Origin of the sequence: Mesorhizobium sp. M0894, from assembly GCF_040319725.1 — a bacterium.
In the GTDB taxonomy this organism is placed as follows: domain Bacteria; phylum Pseudomonadota; class Alphaproteobacteria; order Rhizobiales; family Rhizobiaceae; genus Mesorhizobium.
This window is the reverse complement of sequence record NZ_JAMYOG010000014.1, coordinates 97288-113472: the sequence shown is the minus strand read 5'-3', so window position 1 is coordinate 113472 and position 16185 is coordinate 97288. Positions and strand designations below refer to the sequence as shown.

Sequence of the window (16185 nt, the reverse complement as noted above, 5' to 3'; positions counted from 1 at the left end):
TCGCTGCCCGATTGAAGGCATATGCGGTCGATCCTATCACCGGGGTTTAGCACCGCTTCCGAATGCAAGGATCCACTCATGGCTGATCATCCGGATGTCGAGCCCAGCGCCCAGAAGCTTGCCACGTCGATCGAAGCCAGCAGCCTGCGTGAGCAGCTGGCAACAATCAAATTGGCGCTGACCACCTCGCCAGTGCGAAAACAATTGCTTTGGGCAGCGATCGGCATCGTCGCCGTCATCGTGGCGAGCTCGATCGGGCAGGTTCTGCTCAATCGCTGGAACCAGCCTTTCTACGACGCGCTGGCGCGGCGCGACATGCCGGCTTTCCTGCATCAGCTTCTGGTCTTCGCCGGCATCGCCGGCGGGCTTGTGGTGCTCAATGTCAGCCAGACCTGGCTCGACCAGATGCTTCGCCTGAAGCTGCGCGAGGCGCTGACGCTCGACCTGATCGGCGAATGGATGCGGCCGGCGCGTGCCTTCCGGCTGACCCATGCCGGCGCCATCGGCGTCAATCCCGACCAGCGCCTGCAGCAGGATGCCGGGCATCTCTCCGACCTTTCGACCGGTCTCGGCATCGGCCTGCTGCAGTCCTGCATCCTGCTTGCCTCGTTCGTCGGCGTCTTGTGGTCGCTGTCTTCCGGCTTCGTCTTCCACATAGGCGGCCATTCGCTGGCCATACCCGGTTACATGGTCTGGGCGGCGATCCTCTATGCGGGCACAGCTTCGTGGTTGAGCTGGCTGGTCGGGCGGCCGCTGATCCGCTTCAACAACGATCGCTATACGCGTGAGGCGGAACTGCGCTCCTCGGTGGTTCGCGTCAACGAGAATGTCGATGCCATCGCGCTTGCGCATGGCGAGGCCGATGCCAGGCGCCGGCTCGAATTCGACCTTGGCATGGTGCTGGGCGCCATGCGGCGCATCTACAGCGCCCAGATCAATCTTTCCTGGGTAACCGACACCTATGGCTGGATCACTGTCGTCGCGCCGATCCTCGTCGCTTCCCCGGTCTATTTTGCCGGCGATATCAGCTTTGGCGGCTTGATGATGGCGGTCGGCGCCTTCAACCAGGTCCATTCCTCGCTGCGCTGGTTCATCAACAATATCGGCGGCATCGCCGATTGGCGCGCCACGCTGATGCGGGTCGCCGACTTCCGCATCGCGCTTGGCGACACCGACGCGCTGCACGACACGGAAAGGCGCATTTCGTTCGGCGAAAATCCCGACGGCAGCCTGACCTTCGAGAAGCTCGAGATCGCCTCGCCGGACGGATGCACCAAGCTTGCCGAGCCGCATGTCGAAATCCGCGCCGGCGACCGCGTCATGATCACCGGAGATCCGGGCGCCGGCAAGACGCTTTTCTTCCGCGCCATTGCCGGTCTGTGGCCATGGGGCAGCGGCCGGATCGGCATGCCGGCCGGAGAAGCGCCGATCTTCGTTCCGCGTACTCCCTATTTCCCGCTCGGCAGGCTGCGCGAGGTGCTCAACCATTCAGACGGCGCGGCGGAGGCGAGCGATGCCGAGATTTCGGAGGTGCTGGCCGATGTCGGGCTGCAACGCCTGTCGTCCTCGCTCGATCACTCGGCGCGCTGGGAGCGTGAGCTCAGCGACGACGAGCAGCGTCTGCTGGCCTTTGCCAGGCTCGCCTTGCGACGGCCGAAATGGGTGATCATCGACGAGGCGCTGGACGCGTTCGACGGCGCGACGCTGAGGCAAGTGCTGTCGATGCTGGACAAGCGCCTTCCCGACGCCGCGATCCTCAATATCGGCCGCGGCCAGCACAATACCCGCTTCTTCCCGCGAGCGTTGACCATCGTCAAGGATGCCGGCCAACCGCCCCTCAAGCCGGCCCGTGTCAGGGCAGGCGCCATCGAACCGCCCCCGATTATCGCCTCGGCCCGCCGAAAGAAATAGAAGCCAAGCTTTATTTCGCCGCGATCGCGGCGAAAAACTATCGCGATCGTTTCAGATGGGAACGTTCCGATCGGCCATGCTTGACGCTCTCGCCCTGCTCGCCTGCCTTGCCTGCGCCCCGGCAGCACCTGTGGCCGCGCCCGCCAATGCCATTGCCGTCGACGTCGAGCTGGTGCTGGCCGTCGACATCTCGCAGTCGATGGATGAAAGAGAGTTTGCCCTGCAGCGCGCCGGCTATGTCGCGGCGCTGCGCCATCCCGACTTCATCAATGCCGTGCGTGCCGGCCCTTCCGGCCGCATCGCCATCGCCTATTTCGAATGGGCCGGCACCATCCGCGACGATGCGGTCATTGCCTGGCACGTCATCGACAGCAAGGAGAGCGCCAACGCTTTCGCCGACAAGATCGCGGCCCGCCCGTTCAGGAGCTTCCGCGGCACCTCGATTTCCGGTGCCGTGGCCTTCGGCGCCGAGCTTTTCGATGGCACGGCCTTCGTGGCCAAACGCCGCGTCATCGACGTCTCTGGCGATGGCCCAAACAACACCGGCTTGCCGGTCACAACGGCACGCGATGCGGCGCTGGCGAAGGGCATCGTCATCAACGGGTTGCCGATCCTGATCAGCCCGTCACCGACCTTCAGCCATCTCGACCGGTATTATGCCGAATGCGTCACCGGCGGACCGGGCTCGTTCGTCCTGCCAATCTATGCGGTTTCCGAATTCGCCACCGCCACTCGCCGCAAACTGATCCTCGAGGTCAGCGGCGTCGAGTATCCCAAGGAGGATCCGAGGACGATCCGCATCGACGCACCGATCGACTGCCTGCAAGGCGAGCGCGACCGGCGGTTTTTTTCCGACCCGTATTTCCCGGAACTCGACCGGTAAGGCTTGCCCACGGGTAAGCTAGGCCGGTGGCAGGCCGAAGGCCGGGAACAGAGATGGCCCGAGCGGCCCTATGAAGATCGTCAAGGAAGCGATCCCGCCCTCGGCTGGCTCGAACACATGCAGGGAATGGGCCCGCCACGCCGGGTCATCGTGGCTGCGGGAATAGACCCCGACCGCCGGCTGGCCATTGGCCGCGGTGGCCAGCGTGCGGAAGCCGCCGAACCTCGGCCAGACGGTCTCGAAGAAACCGCGGATCGCTTCGCGGCCTTGATACCATTCGCGCCAAGGCGGCATGGTATAGATGGCGTCCTCACGCAGGAGCTCGATCAAACCTTCGAGATTGGCGGCCTGCCAGGCCTGCATGTAACGTTCGAGCAGCAGGCCTTCTTCGGGGTTGGGCCGTGATCGGCTGGCCGGCCGTCCGCCAGGATAGCGCGCCGTCAGCGTTGCGCGGGCGCGCTGCAACGCGCTGTTGATCGAAGCCGTCGATCCGCCCAGCAAACGCGCCGTCTCGACGGCCGACCATCCCAGGACGTCGGCAAGCAGCAGCGCGGCGCGCTGCCTGGGCGGCAGATCCTGGATAGCGGCGACGAAGGCGAGCTGGACGGCCTCGCGGCTCTCGTAACGGGCTTCCGGACCTGGCTCGCTGCCGGCAATGTCTGGAAGCTCGGCGTCGGGGTAGGGCTCCAGCCACGCGACGTCAGCTACGGGCCCGCCTATGGCCGCCCCGTGCGACGGCGGCCGTCCGGGTTCCCGGAGAATGCGACGCGCCCTCGACCTCGCCTTGATGGCGTTAAGGCAAGCATTGGTCGCGATCATATAGAGCCAACCGCGAACCGAACCCCGCCCGTCGAACTCCGACCTTGCGCGCCAGGCGCGAAGCAACGTGTCCTGGACGAGGTCGTCGGCCTCGTGCAGCGAACCCATCATGCGATAGCAATGCAGCTTGAGCTCGCGGCGATGCGCGGCCGTGACCTTCTCGAAGGCCCCCCGATAGAGGATAGGCTGGGCGGCCGGTTCCAGAGGTGGTTGAGCGTCTGTCATGCTACTTTCGGGTTCCGGGTCAGGTTTGCATTACGCGCGCCTCAGGCGGCCGGGGCAAGCCCGCTCCCGCTCACCATGAAGGAACTGCCTTGCGGCTGGCCGGTGGCGAGTGCGACCACCGCCCGTCCGACATCGGCCGGCGTCTGCATGTCGGTCATGGCGGCGATGAAGTCCGCCGGCTGGATGCCCATATAGGCCGCAATGCTGTCGACGCCGGCCTTGCCCACGCCGGTCTCCGGCATGATCCGCATCGGCGCGAGCGCCATGAAGCGCAGGCCGAGGCCAAGCCGGTCCGACTCCTTCTGGCTATGACCGGCCAGGAACATCTGCATGCGTTTTGCGCCGGCATAGCCGCCGGCATTGGGTGGTCCGCCGGTCAAGGCCGCGCCGCTGGAGATCAGAACGATCCGGGTTCCCGGCTTGAGCGGACGGCGCAGAGCGGCCCGGCAAAACAGGAACGACGCCTTGACGTCGGTGTCCCAATTTGCCGAGAAGGCCTTCCAGTTCTGTTCATGCACCGGCGCGGAAGGGGCCAGCGCACCTGCGCAGATCACCAGCACGTCCGGCTCAAGCGCGGCGAAGACCTTATCGGGGGCGGAGTCCACCGTCGCATCGATCGCGAGCGTCTTCACGCCGGAGACCTCCCAGGCAAATTGCGCCAGGGCCTGTTTTCCGCGGGCGACCGCCAGCACCGTCGCTTTCTCCTTGAGGGTGACCTCCGCAATGGAGCGGCCGACACCCCGGCTGCCTCCGACGACGACGACATTCTGATTTTGCAACGATCCCATGGATCACCTCTCTGTTCCCGGCCGCCGGACCATCCAGGCGCGCCCATCGATAAGGACAGCGCAGGTGGGCGGAAATCATCGGTGCCAGGCAGAAATATCTTTCAGGTGACGGCAGCGGCGCGCCAGTTTTGTATTCGGTGTCATTACCTCGGGGGTAATCGACCAGCGCGCAACGTCCCGGCAAACTGCTCCCATCAAGCCGGTTGTCCGGCTTTCGACCACAAGGAGTTACACCATGACCGCCTACGCCGTCGCCCATATGCGCCAGGTCACGCCGGGGCCGCCGATCGTCGAGTACCTGCAGAAGATCGATGCCACGCTTGAGCCGTTCGGCGGGCGCTTCATTGTGCATGGCAGCGAGGTGGACGTGGTTGAAAACAATTGGCCGGGGCACCTCGTCATGATCGAGTTTCCAGACATGCAGCAGGCGCGCGGATGGTACCGCTCGCCCGCCTATCAGGAGATCTTGCCGCTGCGCACCGCGAATTCTCAGTCCGACGTGGTCTTCGTCGACGGCGTCGAGCACCCGCACAAGGCCACCGACGTGCTTGAATAAGGGGAATGATCGGCTCGCGGGCGGCCTGCTACCGTTTCAGCAGAAATACCGCCTGCTGGCCGAAAAAGTTCCAGAACCACCACGGCATGGAGAAGCCGATCCGCTGGCCGTTGGCGTCGAGCGCGGTTGCCTTTTCCACCGTCGCGCCCAGCTCGTCGCATAGATTGACGAAATCGCGAATGGTGCAGAAATGGATGTTGGGGGTGTCGTACCAGTAATAGGGCAGGTCCTTGGTCACCGGCATTCGGCCGTTGAAGAGCAGCGAAAAGCGCACCCGCCAGTGGCCGAAATTGGGAAATGAGACGATGGCGCGGTTGCCGATCCGGAGCAGTTCGTCGAGCACCAGCTTCGGATTGCGGGTCGCCTGCAAGGTCTGCGACAAGACGACAAAGTCGAAGCCCTTGTCGGGATAGAATTGGAGGTCCTTGTCGGCATCGCCTTGAATGACCGACAGGCCGCGCGCCACGCATTCGTTGACGCCGCGCTGCGACAGTTCCAGCCCGCGGCCGTCGACCTTCTTGGTCGCCTGCAGCAATTCGAGCAGCAGGCCGTCGCCGGAACCGACGTCCAGCACCCGCGACTGCGGCGGGATGAGATCGGCGACGACTTCGAGGTCGACGCGCTGGGCGCGGTTGACGCTCATTGGCTCGGCTCCTGCCTGGCGCATGGTCCTGATCCGAAAAGTCTGCAACTTTTCGGGGCCATGCGCTGATGCCTGGCGCATGATCCTGATCCGAAAAGTCTGCAACTTTTCAGGGTCATGCGCTGATGCCTGGCACATGGTCCTGATCCGAAAAGCGTGCAACTTTTCGAGGTCATGCGCCGAGCCCTCTAGCCCGCGCCGCCGAGGCGATGAAGCCTTTGATGGCGGCGAACAGTTCCGGCTCGTCGAGCAGGAAGGCGTCGTGGCCGCGGTCGGTCTCGATTTCGACGAACGATACCGAGGCGCCGGCCGCGTTCAGCGCGTGAACGACCGAGCGGCTCTCCTCGGTCGGGAACAGCCAGTCGCTGGTGAAGGAGACCAGGCAAAAACGGGTCTTGGTGCCGGCGAAGGCATCGGCCAGCCGGCCGCCATGGTCGGCGGCGAGATCGAAATAGTCCATCGCCCGGGTCATGTAGAGATAGGAGTTGGCATCGAAGCGATCGACGAAGGTCATGCCCTGATGGCGCAGATAGCTCTCGATCTGGAAGTCGGCATCGAAGCCGAAGGTCAACGCTTCGCGGTCCTGCAGGTTGCGGCCGAACTTGCGGTGCAGCGCTGCTTCCGACAGATAAGTGATGTGGGCGGCCATGCGCGCCACCGCCAGCCCCTTTTCCGGTCGCTTGCCGTGCTCGAAATATTTGCCGCCATGCCAGTCGGGGTCGGCCATCACCGCTTGCCTGCCGACCTCGTGGAAAGCGATGTTCTGCGAGGAATGGCGGGCGCCGGTGGCGATCGGCAGGGCCGAGAAGACGCGCTCGGGATAGCTGGAGGCCCATTGCAGCACCTGCATGCCGCCCATCGAGCCGCCCAGCACGCTGAACAGCTGTTCGATGCCGAAATGCTCGACCAGCATCAGCTGCGCCCGCACCATGTCGCGGATGGTGATGATCGGCAGATCGAGTCCGTAAGGCTTGGCGGTTGCGGGATTTGTCGAGGCGGGGCCGGTGGAACCGAGGCAGCCGCCGATGACGTTGGACGAGATGACGAAGAAACGGTCGGTATCGATGATCTTGCCGGGGCCGATCAGCACTTCCCACCAGCCCGGCTTGCCGGTCACCGGATTGGTGTTGGCGACATGCTGGTCGCCGGTCAGCGCATGGCAGACGAGGATGGCGTTGGAGCGCGCGTCGTTGAGCGTGCCATAGGTTTGGTAGGCGATCTGGAACGGCGACAGCAGCGTGCCGGCGTCGAGCTTGAGCGGCTTGTCGGCGCCGAAACGCAACACTGGGCTCGACGGCTGGTCGGCCTCGTTGTTGGTTTTTCGAGCGCGCAAAGCGACCATCACATCTCCTTGCCCGGGCTTTAGTTGTCCACCGGTCTGGGCAACAAAAAACCGGCCATGCCTTCGCAAAGCCGGTTACAAGATGCAAACGGCCCTTTAGCAAGTTGTTTAACGTGGCTGCAAGCCGACCGGCCAAATCACCACGGAACTGTCGATGCTCTTCTAGGACTGACGCATGGCTTCGTCAACGGCAAGTTCTTGATCCCGAATTGCCGCCCCTCGACATTCCTGGCCACGGCTTGTATTTCCGCTGCGGCCTCCGGATGGAGGCATCCTCGACGGATTTCATGGAATGAGCCAGACACCGGATCAGACACGTCCAACGCCCCGCGCCGGCATCATGGACATCGAAGCCTATGTGCCCGGCAAGAGTGCGGCGCCGGAAGGTGTCGCCAAAGTCTACAAACTGTCGGCGAACGAGAACCCGCTCGGTCCTTCGCCAAAGGCGATAGAGGCCGCGCGCGCGGTCGCCGACAAGCTCGCGGTCTATCCCGACGGCAGCGCCAGGCGCCTGCGGGAGGCGATCGCCGACGTGCACGGGCTCAATCCGGCGAACATCGTCTGCTCCAACGGTTCCGACGAGATCCTGGGCCTGCTTGCGCAGACCTACCTCGCGCCCGGCGATGAAGCCATCATCACCGAACACGGCTTCATGGTCTACAAGATCTACATCCAGTCGGCCGGTGCCGTCCCGGTAACGGTCAAGGAGACTGATGAACGCGCCGACATCGATGCGATCCTCGCCGCGGTGACGCCGCGTACCAGGATCATCTTCCTTGCCAATCCGAACAACCCGACCGGCACTTACGTGCCGTTCCAGGAGGTGCGCCGCCTGCATGCGGGCCTGCCGCGAAACGTGCTTCTGGTGCTGGATGCCGCCTACGCCGAATATGTCCGGCGCAACGACTATGAAGCTGGCGTCGAGTTGGTGGGCAGCGCGGAAAACGTAGTCATGACCCGCACTTTCTCGAAATTGGGCCTCGGTGGCGCGAGGATCGGCTGGATCTATGCGCCAACGCACGTCATCGACGCGATCAACCGCGTGCGCGGGCCCTTCAACGTCAATGCGACGGCGATCGAGGCAGGCATCGCGGCGATCCGCGACCGGGCTCATATCGAGCGCAGCGTCGCGCATAACGAGACCTGGCTGGCCTGGCTGAGCGAGCAATTGACCGGGCTCGGGCTGCGGGTGACCCCGAGCGTCGGCAATTTCATCCTGATCCACTTTCCCGAGGACAAAAAGCATTCGGCGGCGGCCGCCGACGACTACCTCAGTGCGCGCGGCTACATATTGCGGCGCGTTTCCGGCTACGGTTTTCCCAACGCGCTGCGCATGAGCATCGGCACCGAAGAGGCTAATCGCGGCGTTGTCGCAGCACTCGCGACATTCCTGAAAAGCTAGGGCACCATGACCTCACCGATGTTCGAAAAGATCGCGCTGGTCGGCATCGGCCTGATCGGTTCGTCGCTGGCCCGCGTCATCCGCCGCGAGGGACTTGCCGGCCAAGTCGCCATTTCGACGCGCAGCGAAGCGACGCTGGAGCGGGCGAGCCAACTCGGCCTTGGCGACACCTACACGACAGATGCGAAAGAAGCGGTTCGCGATGCCGATCTGGTCATCGTTTCGGTGCCGGTCGGCTCTTCAGGCACGGTCGCCCAGGAGATCGCACCGGCGCTGAAGAAGGGCGCCATCCTCACCGATGTCGGCTCGACCAAGGCATCGGTGATCGCGCAGATGCAGCCGCATGTGCCTGATGGCGTGCACTTCATCCCCGGCCATCCTTTGGCCGGCACCGAAAAATCGGGACCGGATGCCGGTTTTGCCGAACTGTTCGAGAACCGCTGGTGCATTTTCACGCCGCTGGCCGGCACCGATCCCGTGGCGCTGGAAAAGCTCTCGGAATTCTGGCGCCGCTGCGGCTCCAACATCGACACGATGGACCCGCAGCATCACGACATGACGCTGGCCATCGTTTCGCACCTGCCGCACATCATCGCCTATAACATCGTCGGTACCGCCGACGATTTGGAGTCGGTGACCAAGTCCGAGGTCATCAAATACTCGGCTTCCGGCTTTCGCGACTTCACCCGTCTCGCGGCGTCCGACCCGACCATGTGGCGCGACGTCTGCCTGCACAACAAGGACGCCATCCTCGAAATGCTGGCGCGGTTCTCGGAAGATCTGTCCTCGCTGCAGCGGGCGATCCGCTGGGGCGACGGCGAAAAGCTGTTCGACCTGTTCACCCGCACCCGCGCTGTCCGCCGCTCGATTATCGAGGCCGGCCAGGACATCGACGTACCGGATTTCGGCCGCCAGGCAGTCGAACACCCGCCGAAGGGATAAGCCGCGGCAAGCCGATCGCAGGCCGTACCGCCCCAGAACGGTTCATCGTTTCACGGAAACGCCGAACCGGTCTATCTTTTTGTTTGACGCAATCCGGACGGAAAACCGTTCACAATTTCCTGGAATTGCTCTAGTCGAGCGGCTTGATCTTGCCGAGCGGGATGAAGCCGAGCGAGGCCTTGCCCTTGACGATCTTCAGCGGCATCGACGGTGCGTTGCCGAGCAGCGCCAGTCCGGCGAAGCCGGTCTGGATTTCTTTCTTCTGCTCGGGGATGGCGGTGGCGAGGATTGCCGCCACGGCCTTCGGATCATTGAGCTTGATCATCAGGTCGGCATTTATGAGACCATCATTGTCGACCGACAGCGGTCCGGAAACGGTGATGCGCGCAGTTCCGGACGACAGATCGAGCTCGCGGATTTCGACCGCCTGGCCGCGCAGGCTCTTCGGATTTGCCTTGATCAGCGTCACACCATTCTTCAATGTCACGTCGCCGCTGCCGTCGAGTGGCGGCAAGACGCGCCCGCCGATGGCCTCTGCGTCGATTTCGAGATCGGTGAAATTGCCGGCATAGTCGATGTCCGGGCCGTTTGGGCGCAATTGTCCGGTGGCGGTTCCGGCGCTGAACAGCGAGACAGGATCGGTGTCGTCCGCCGGATCGGTCTGGCCGGACAGGCCTTCTGCCTGCAGCGAGAGGCGCCCCGGCAGCGGCCAGGACAGCTTCATGTCGGCCCGCAGATCATCCCAGTCGATCCACAGCGGCGTCATGCCGGGAACAGAGGTCCTGAGCGGCCCCCTGAACTCGGCGGCAGGCGACAGAAGCCGCGTGATCTGCGTGGCGGCGTTGATTTTGCCTGTCGATGCAGCGACGTTGCGGCTGTCGTCCTCGTAAGCCAGACTTTCGCAAGAAAGCGTGAAGGTGAAGGGATAGCCGCTGACCGCGAGATTGGCGCAGTCGGCCTTGATGCCTTTGTCGTCGAGATCGGCGACCGCCTTGTCGGTTGCACTCTCGACCAGGTCCGCCAGGTAGAACCAGCCGGCGCTGTAGATGCCGAACAGCACGAGGACGAAAGCGGCAAGCCACAACAGGCGGCGACGTTGGCTGGGCGGCGGGCGCTCGTCACTTGACGTCATGCTGCGGCTTTCGTTAACGCGGGTGGCACGGGCGGGCTGTCGCTTTCGGCAACAACAGGTAGACGGACTCCACCGGTGAGGTGGTTCGTCACAATCAGGCTTGGCGATATGGGCGATTTTTGGGTTTTTGGCTACGGCTCACTGATCTGGCGGCCGGGATTCGCGCATGTCGAGACGCGGCGTGCCCGCCTGCATGGCTATCGCCGTTCGCTCTGCGTCTATTCTTTCGTGCATCGCGGCTCGCGCGAACGGCCGGGCCTGGTGCTCGGCCTCGACCGCGGCGGCTCCTGCATCGGGCTGGCGTTCCGGGTTCCAGGCGAGCTGCGCAACGAGGTCGTCACCTATCTGCGCGAACGCGAGCTGGTCACCAACGTCTATCTCGAGCGTGTGCTCAGCGTCCGCCTCGACAAGCGTGAAACGGATGGGGGCGAGACGGTCGAAGCCATCGCCTATGTCGTGGACCGCAGCCATGAGCAATACGCCGGTGCGCTCGACGCCGCCGAGGCAGCAGCCGTCGTTCGCGGCGCCGTCGGCCAGTCGGGGAGGAATGAGGATTACGTGCTCAGCACGCTGGAGCACCTCGAAGCACTGGGTATAAGCGATCGCTGGCTGGAAGAGGTGACAAGACGGGTCGCGACGTAGCTTCTTTGGTCGTTGACCATGATGCTTTCGGCGTCGTGGTCCGGGCTACATCCTGAAAATCTGTTTGCCAAGATCGGCGCGATCCAGGCTGTTTGCCACGGCGAGCTTGAACTCGGTCAACGGGCGGAGACTGCCGACAGGAACGTGGAAGCCGGGCTGGCCGAAGATGTCGATGATCTCGCGTAGCACAGGTCGGTCGGCTTCGACTGGCGGCGAAAAGAAGTAGCGATAGATATTCGCCCTGATCTCCACGCCGCTCAGCAACACATCGAAATTGTGAAGTTCGAAGCGCTCGGCACTCATGCCGCCATTGATCACCATCTGCCCGCCGAGCGCCAGGGTGCGGATCAATTCGCCGCTGACAGGTCCGCCGACATTGTCGATAATCCCGTTCAATCCGGCGCCACCGGTGATATCCATCACGGCTTCCCGGATACTTGCCTTCAAGTCCGAAAGGTCAAGAATGGCGGCGACGCCAAGCGTCTTCAGATCGAAGCTTTGGTGCGAGCGCCGCACCAGCGCGATGACGTTGATGCCGCGTCGTTGGGCGAACTGCATCACCATTGTCGAAATCGACGAATAGCCGGCCGTGACAGCCAGCCACTGGCCAGGCCGCACACGGGAATCCACCATCAGATCCCACGCGGTAATGGGGTTCACCATCTGCCCGGCGCGTTCGACCGGATAGCCGGCAGGCAACGGGATCAGCCATTCGGCGGGAATGGCCGCGTACTCGGCCCAACTGCCATAATAGCTGAACGCGACGAGCGTGCCCGGTTCCAGCAAAACGTTCGCGCCAACGGCTTCGACGATGCCGGCGCCATGGTTTCCCGCGATCTGCTGGGGAAAATGCGGCTTCTTCGGTTCGGGATAGAGGTTCTGGATAAACAGGAAGTCGCCCGGATTGATCGAGGCCGAGACCATCCTGACCAGCACCTCGCCATCGCCGATCCGCGGCATCGGCAGGTCGTCAACGTAGAGCACGTCGCGCGGCGAGCCGATGGCGTCAAATACAATTGCTTTCATGCCGGTCTCCATAACAAACGATCCGGGGCAAACAGTCTGGGCTTGGCCAGACCGTGCCGAAATTTGCGTCGGCGCCGCGGAACTTATGGCCGGCCGGCAAAGGCCAGAATTGGCAGATTTGACAATCTATGTGCTAAACTTGCCAATTTCCTCAGAGGGGCTGGTTTGGAAGCCGGACACGGCGCGGCGGGTCGCGGTTTTGTGAAGCGCCAGCGGGTTGGAAAAGAGGCTATGCGTTTGACGTTGCCATGGCGTGACATAGGTTAGCCCGGTCGGCGGCTCCCACCCGCCTCAGCATGAATCACCATGGAGATCAGCCTTGCAGAAACGTCGTCTCGGTCGCACCGACCTATCCATCGCGCCATTGGTTCTGGGCGGCAATGTGTTCGGCTGGACCGCCGATGAGAAAACCTCGTTCGACTTGCTCGACCGCTTTGTCGACGCCGGTCTCAACGCCATCGACACGGCCGATTCCTATTCGCGCTGGATTGCCGGCCACCAGGGCGGCGAATCCGAAACCATCATCGGCAAATGGATGAAGAGTCGCGGCAACCGCGACAGGGTTGTCGTCATCACCAAGGTCGGTTCGGACATGGGGCAGGGCAAAAGGGATCTGTCCGCCGCCTATATCGAAAAGGCCATTGATGCCTCGCTGAAGCGGCTGCAGGTCGATACCGTCGATCTCTATCTGTCGCACTGGCCCGACCCTGCGACCCCGTATGAGGAAACGCTCGGTGCTTACCAGAAACTGCTCGACAAGGGCAAAATCCGCTATGCCGGCGCTTCCAACCTCGACGCCGCCCAATTGCGCGCCGCACTCGACGTAGCAAGCCTGCGCGGCCTGCCGCGCTACGAGGTGCTGCAGCCGGAATACAACCTCTACGACCGCTCGTTCTTCGATGGTCCGCTGCGTGATCTGTGCGTGGCCGAGGACATCGGCGTCATCACCTATTTCAGCCTCGCCAAAGGGTTTTTGAGCGGCAAGTACCGCAGCGAAGCCGATCTCGGCAAAAGCCCGCGCGGCGGCGGTGTGAAAGGGTATCTCAACGCGCGTGGCATGCGCATTCTCTCAGCGCTCGACGCCGTGTCGGCCAGACATTCGGCCAAGCCGGCGGAAGCGGCGCTGGCCTGGGTCATGGCGCGCCCCGGCGTCACCGCTCCGATCGCCAGCGCGACGACGCTCGGCCAGCTCGACAGCCTGGTGCGTGCGGCGTCGTTGCAGCTCAGTCCGGACGATATCGCCGAGCTCGACAAGGCCAGCGCATAGCCGCGCACGATCGTTCAAGACCCGCACCGCTGCCTTGCCTACCGTCCTACATCGTCACAGGATGCAGGGACGCCGCATGGCCGGACAGGTTCTTCTCGATCAGCAGCTATGGCAGCAATTGCTGGCGCTTGTGCTGGCATCGGCCCTCGTCATGGGCAGCCCGGGGCCGGCGACGATAAGCGTCACCGCGGTCGGCGCCGCGTTCGGCCTGCGGGATTCGCTCCGCTATGCCTCGGGGATCGTTGTTGGCACGATCCTCGTGCTCGTGGTGGTGGCGACGGGCATCATGGCCGTTCTCGCCGCGTTGCCGAAGCTCGCGGCGCTGCTGGCGGTCGCCTCGGCAGCCTACATCCTTTACCTGGCGTTCAAGATAGCGACGGCGCCGCCACTGACGGCACGCGTCCGTGGAGCGGCGCTTCCCACTTTCCTTGGCGGGTTTCTTCTGGCTGTTGCCAACCCGAAAGCCTATGTGGCGATTGCCGCCGTGTTCGCCAGCGCGTCTTCCGGCGCCGGCGGTCTCGGTATTTCAGCCAAGCTGGGGGTTCTCACCTTGATGATCGTTGCCATTCATCTCTTGTGGCTTCTCGCCGGCGCAGCCTTTGCACGTTTGCTGCGCAAACCGCTGGCTTCGCGGATCATCAATCTGGTGTTTGCCGTGACGCTGGTTGCAACAGCCGCCCTGGCTGCCCTGCCGTGAGCCCTTGTGGCATCTGAGGCCGTTGCCTCAGCCTTTCAATTCAGGTTTCGCGTCCAGCTCACCAAGCCTTTTCACCGCAGTCGGCGGCATCGGCGGCGGGTTCGGCGTTTGCGACGCCTCGACGAGGAGCTGGTCGCAGGCGGCCTCCGTCTCGCCGATCAGCCGTTGCATGAATTCGTCCTTGCCGAGGCCGGGCGGGATCGGCGACAGGAAGCGCGCCTTGATCGTGCCGGGATAGCGCAGGAATTTGCGGCGCGGCCAATAGAGGCCGGCGACGTGAGCGACCGGCACCACCGGAATGCCAAGTTGCGCGTAGAGTTCGACGATGCCGTATTTGTAGACCGGCTCGTCGCCCGGCGCCCGGCGCGTGCCCTCGGGATAGATGATGAGCTGGCGGGGATTGCGCGCCAATTCCTGTTTGGTCGCGGCGATCACCATCTTCAATGCCTTCGAGCGGCTGCCGCGGTCGACCGGAATCATCCGCATCTTCAAGATGTACCAGCCGAAGAACGGGATCCAGGTCAGCTCCCGCTTCAATATGTAAATGGGATCGTCGAGGAACGGCAGGAAAGCGATCGTGTCCCAGAAGGACTGGTGCTTCGGCGCCAGGATGAAGGAGCCTTCAGGCAGGTTCTCCTGGCCGGTGATCTCGCTTCTGGTGCCGGCGATCTTGTCGTAGAGCCACATGCTGGTGCGCGACCAGAATTTCGGCACGAACCAGGCGCGGTGGCGCGGCGACAGGAAATAATACGGGGTCCAGAGGATCATCTGGACGATCAGATTGAGGTAAAAGGCGAGATTGAACGCCAGCGAGCGGAAATAGAGCATACAGCAAGTGCCCGGTGAGGAGGTGTGCGTTGGTTACACCAAGCGCCGGCAAAAAGGAAACGGTGCGAGGCGGGCGATCGGCCCGGTTTTGCGGTAGGCCGTCCTTCGTCACGCCTGCCACGCCGCCTGCAGCAGGCGCTGCTTCAGGCGTGGGGCGGCGAAGTCGAGGAACGCGCGCAGCTTCACCGGCAGCAGCCCTTGGCCGGCGTGGACGAGGCTCACCGGCCATGGCTCGGGCTCGAACTCCTGCAGCACGGGGCGCAGCGTACCCGACCGAACCGCGGCGGCGATCTGGTAGGAAAGCAGCCTCGTCACGCCGACGCCAGCAATCGCCGCATCGATTGCCGCCTCAGCGGTGTTGACCCGTAACCTGGAGCGGACCGGTACGGTGAATTCGGCCTTGCCGGTGGCTAAACTCCAGGCGGAGGCGTTGAGCCCTTCGAAGGTGATCGCACTGTGTGCTGCAAGCTCTTGCGGCGTTTTCGGCGTGCCGTGCTCGGCGAGATAGGCCGGGCTCGCGCAAACGACGCGGCGGATCGAACCCAGGCGGACGGCGACCAGGCTCGAATCGGCAAGGGCGCCGATGCGGATGGCGAGATCGATGTGCTCTTCGACCAACTGGGTTATCCGGTCGGCGAGTGTCAGCCGCACACTTACGTCGGGGTAGGCGGCGAGAAAGGCGGTGACGACCGGCAGCACATGCAGGCGGCCGAAGACGATCGGCGCGGTGACGATCAGTTCGCCGGTCGGGGCGCTGTACTCGCCGGCGGCTATTCGCTCGGCCTCGCCGACCTCGTCGAGAATGCGACGACAGGCGGCGAGATAGGCGTGGCCGGCATCGGTCAGCGACAGCTGCCGCGCCGAGCGGTTCAACAGCCGTGTCTTCAGGTGCCTTTCCAGGTCCGAAACCTTGCGGCTGACCGTCGTCAGCGGAATGCCGAAGCGACGCCCGGCAGCCGAAAGGCTGCCTGTCTCCGCCGCGGCAACGAAAAGCGACATGGAGTGGAGGCGATCCATAACTTTCCCGAAAAAATTGGCCCTTCCGAAGAATGGAAGGACGCATCGCAGATATCGCATCTGCT

At 63.6% G+C, this 16185-nt stretch carries 16 protein-coding genes and 1 riboswitch; of the genes, 8 read left to right on the top strand and 8 right to left on the bottom strand.

The genetic code is table 11. The annotated features are described in order from the left end of the window. Positions 1–78 precede the first annotated feature (78 nt). Together NKH91_RS24030 and NKH91_RS24025 are read left to right on the top strand one after the other, a co-directional pair. The gene (locus tag NKH91_RS24030; protein ID WP_023721115.1) at positions 79–1911 is read left to right on the top strand and encodes an ABC transporter ATP-binding protein/permease; all 1833 of its coding nucleotides are present in this window, start codon (positions 79–81) and stop codon (positions 1909–1911) included. 76 nt (positions 1912–1987) lie between these two features. Beyond that, the gene (locus tag NKH91_RS24025) at positions 1988–2794 is read left to right on the top strand and encodes a DUF1194 domain-containing protein (RefSeq protein WP_352591157.1); all 807 of its coding nucleotides are present in this window, start codon (positions 1988–1990) and stop codon (positions 2792–2794) included. Positions 2795–2812: 18 nt separating this feature from the next. Here the strand turns inward: NKH91_RS24025 and NKH91_RS24020 are convergent, their stop codons facing one another. Both NKH91_RS24020 and NKH91_RS24015 read right to left on the bottom strand, forming a co-directional pair. Then, a complete protein-coding gene (locus NKH91_RS24020) occupies positions 2813–3838 on the bottom strand; it encodes an RNA polymerase subunit sigma-70 (RefSeq protein WP_352951009.1) in 1026 nt (341 codons plus the stop codon). A 41-nt stretch (positions 3839–3879) separates the two neighbouring features. Beyond that, on the bottom strand, positions 3880–4626 hold the full coding sequence (locus tag NKH91_RS24015) for an SDR family NAD(P)-dependent oxidoreductase (protein WP_352847536.1): 747 nt from the start codon (positions 4624–4626) through the stop codon (positions 3880–3882). A 235-nt stretch (positions 4627–4861) separates the two neighbouring features. On the opposite strand from NKH91_RS24015, the gene NKH91_RS24010 reads away from it, so the two are divergent. Next, complete coding sequence (locus NKH91_RS24010; protein WP_352591151.1) at positions 4862–5182, top strand: DUF1330 domain-containing protein; 321 nt, start codon at positions 4862–4864, stop codon at positions 5180–5182. A 28-nt stretch (positions 5183–5210) separates the two neighbouring features. Here NKH91_RS24010 and metW read toward each other — a convergent pair whose 3' ends face one another. Both metW and metX read right to left on the bottom strand, forming a co-directional pair. Further along, a complete protein-coding gene (metW, locus tag NKH91_RS24005; protein ID WP_023721109.1) occupies positions 5211–5825 on the bottom strand; it encodes a methionine biosynthesis protein MetW in 615 nt (204 codons plus the stop codon). 172 nt (positions 5826–5997) lie between these two features. Next, entirely contained in the window at positions 5998–7167 is a 1170-nt protein-coding gene (gene metX, locus NKH91_RS24000) for a homoserine O-acetyltransferase MetX (RefSeq protein ID WP_292661143.1), read from the bottom strand. Positions 7168–7243: 76 nt separating this feature from the next. Then, a riboswitch (SAM riboswitch) is annotated at positions 7244–7321 on the bottom strand. 138 nt (positions 7322–7459) lie between these two features. On the opposite strand from metX, the gene hisC reads away from it, so the two are divergent. Beyond that, on the top strand, positions 7460–8569 hold the full coding sequence (gene hisC / locus NKH91_RS23995; RefSeq protein ID WP_352847539.1) for a histidinol-phosphate transaminase: 1110 nt from the start codon (positions 7460–7462) through the stop codon (positions 8567–8569). Positions 8570–8575: 6 nt separating this feature from the next. Further along, on the top strand, positions 8576–9511 hold the full coding sequence (locus NKH91_RS23990) for a prephenate/arogenate dehydrogenase family protein (RefSeq protein ID WP_352483504.1): 936 nt from the start codon (positions 8576–8578) through the stop codon (positions 9509–9511). Positions 9512–9641: 130 nt separating this feature from the next. On the opposite strand, the gene NKH91_RS23985 is transcribed toward NKH91_RS23990, so the two are convergent. Further along, complete coding sequence (locus NKH91_RS23985; RefSeq protein WP_352847541.1) at positions 9642–10643, bottom strand: DUF2125 domain-containing protein; 1002 nt, start codon at positions 10641–10643, stop codon at positions 9642–9644. Between the two features lie 108 nt (positions 10644–10751). Between NKH91_RS23985 and NKH91_RS23980 the strand changes: the two genes are divergently transcribed. Continuing rightward, positions 10752–11285 (top strand): gamma-glutamylcyclotransferase, encoded by a 534-nt coding sequence (locus tag NKH91_RS23980; protein ID WP_023721103.1) that lies wholly within the window; start codon positions 10752–10754, stop codon positions 11283–11285. A gap of 45 nt (positions 11286–11330) precedes the next feature. Here NKH91_RS23980 and NKH91_RS23975 read toward each other — a convergent pair whose 3' ends face one another. Continuing rightward, positions 11331–12311 (bottom strand): quinone oxidoreductase family protein, encoded by a 981-nt coding sequence (locus tag NKH91_RS23975; protein WP_352847543.1) that lies wholly within the window; start codon positions 12309–12311, stop codon positions 11331–11333. Between the two features lie 319 nt (positions 12312–12630). Between NKH91_RS23975 and NKH91_RS23970 the strand changes: the two genes are divergently transcribed. Then, positions 12631–13578, top strand: a complete 948-nt coding sequence (locus NKH91_RS23970) for an aldo/keto reductase (protein WP_023721101.1) — start codon at positions 12631–12633, stop codon at positions 13576–13578. Between the two features lie 76 nt (positions 13579–13654). Next, on the top strand, positions 13655–14275 hold the full coding sequence (locus tag NKH91_RS23965; protein WP_352847546.1) for a LysE family translocator: 621 nt from the start codon (positions 13655–13657) through the stop codon (positions 14273–14275). 27 nt (positions 14276–14302) lie between these two features. On the opposite strand, the gene NKH91_RS23960 is transcribed toward NKH91_RS23965, so the two are convergent. Next, complete coding sequence (locus NKH91_RS23960; RefSeq protein WP_352847549.1) at positions 14303–15103, bottom strand: lysophospholipid acyltransferase family protein; 801 nt, start codon at positions 15101–15103, stop codon at positions 14303–14305. Between the two features lie 108 nt (positions 15104–15211). Next, positions 15212–16120, bottom strand: coding sequence for a LysR family transcriptional regulator (locus NKH91_RS23955; RefSeq protein WP_352847551.1), 909 nt, complete (start codon positions 16118–16120; stop codon positions 15212–15214). Positions 16121–16185: the final 65 nt, after the last annotated feature.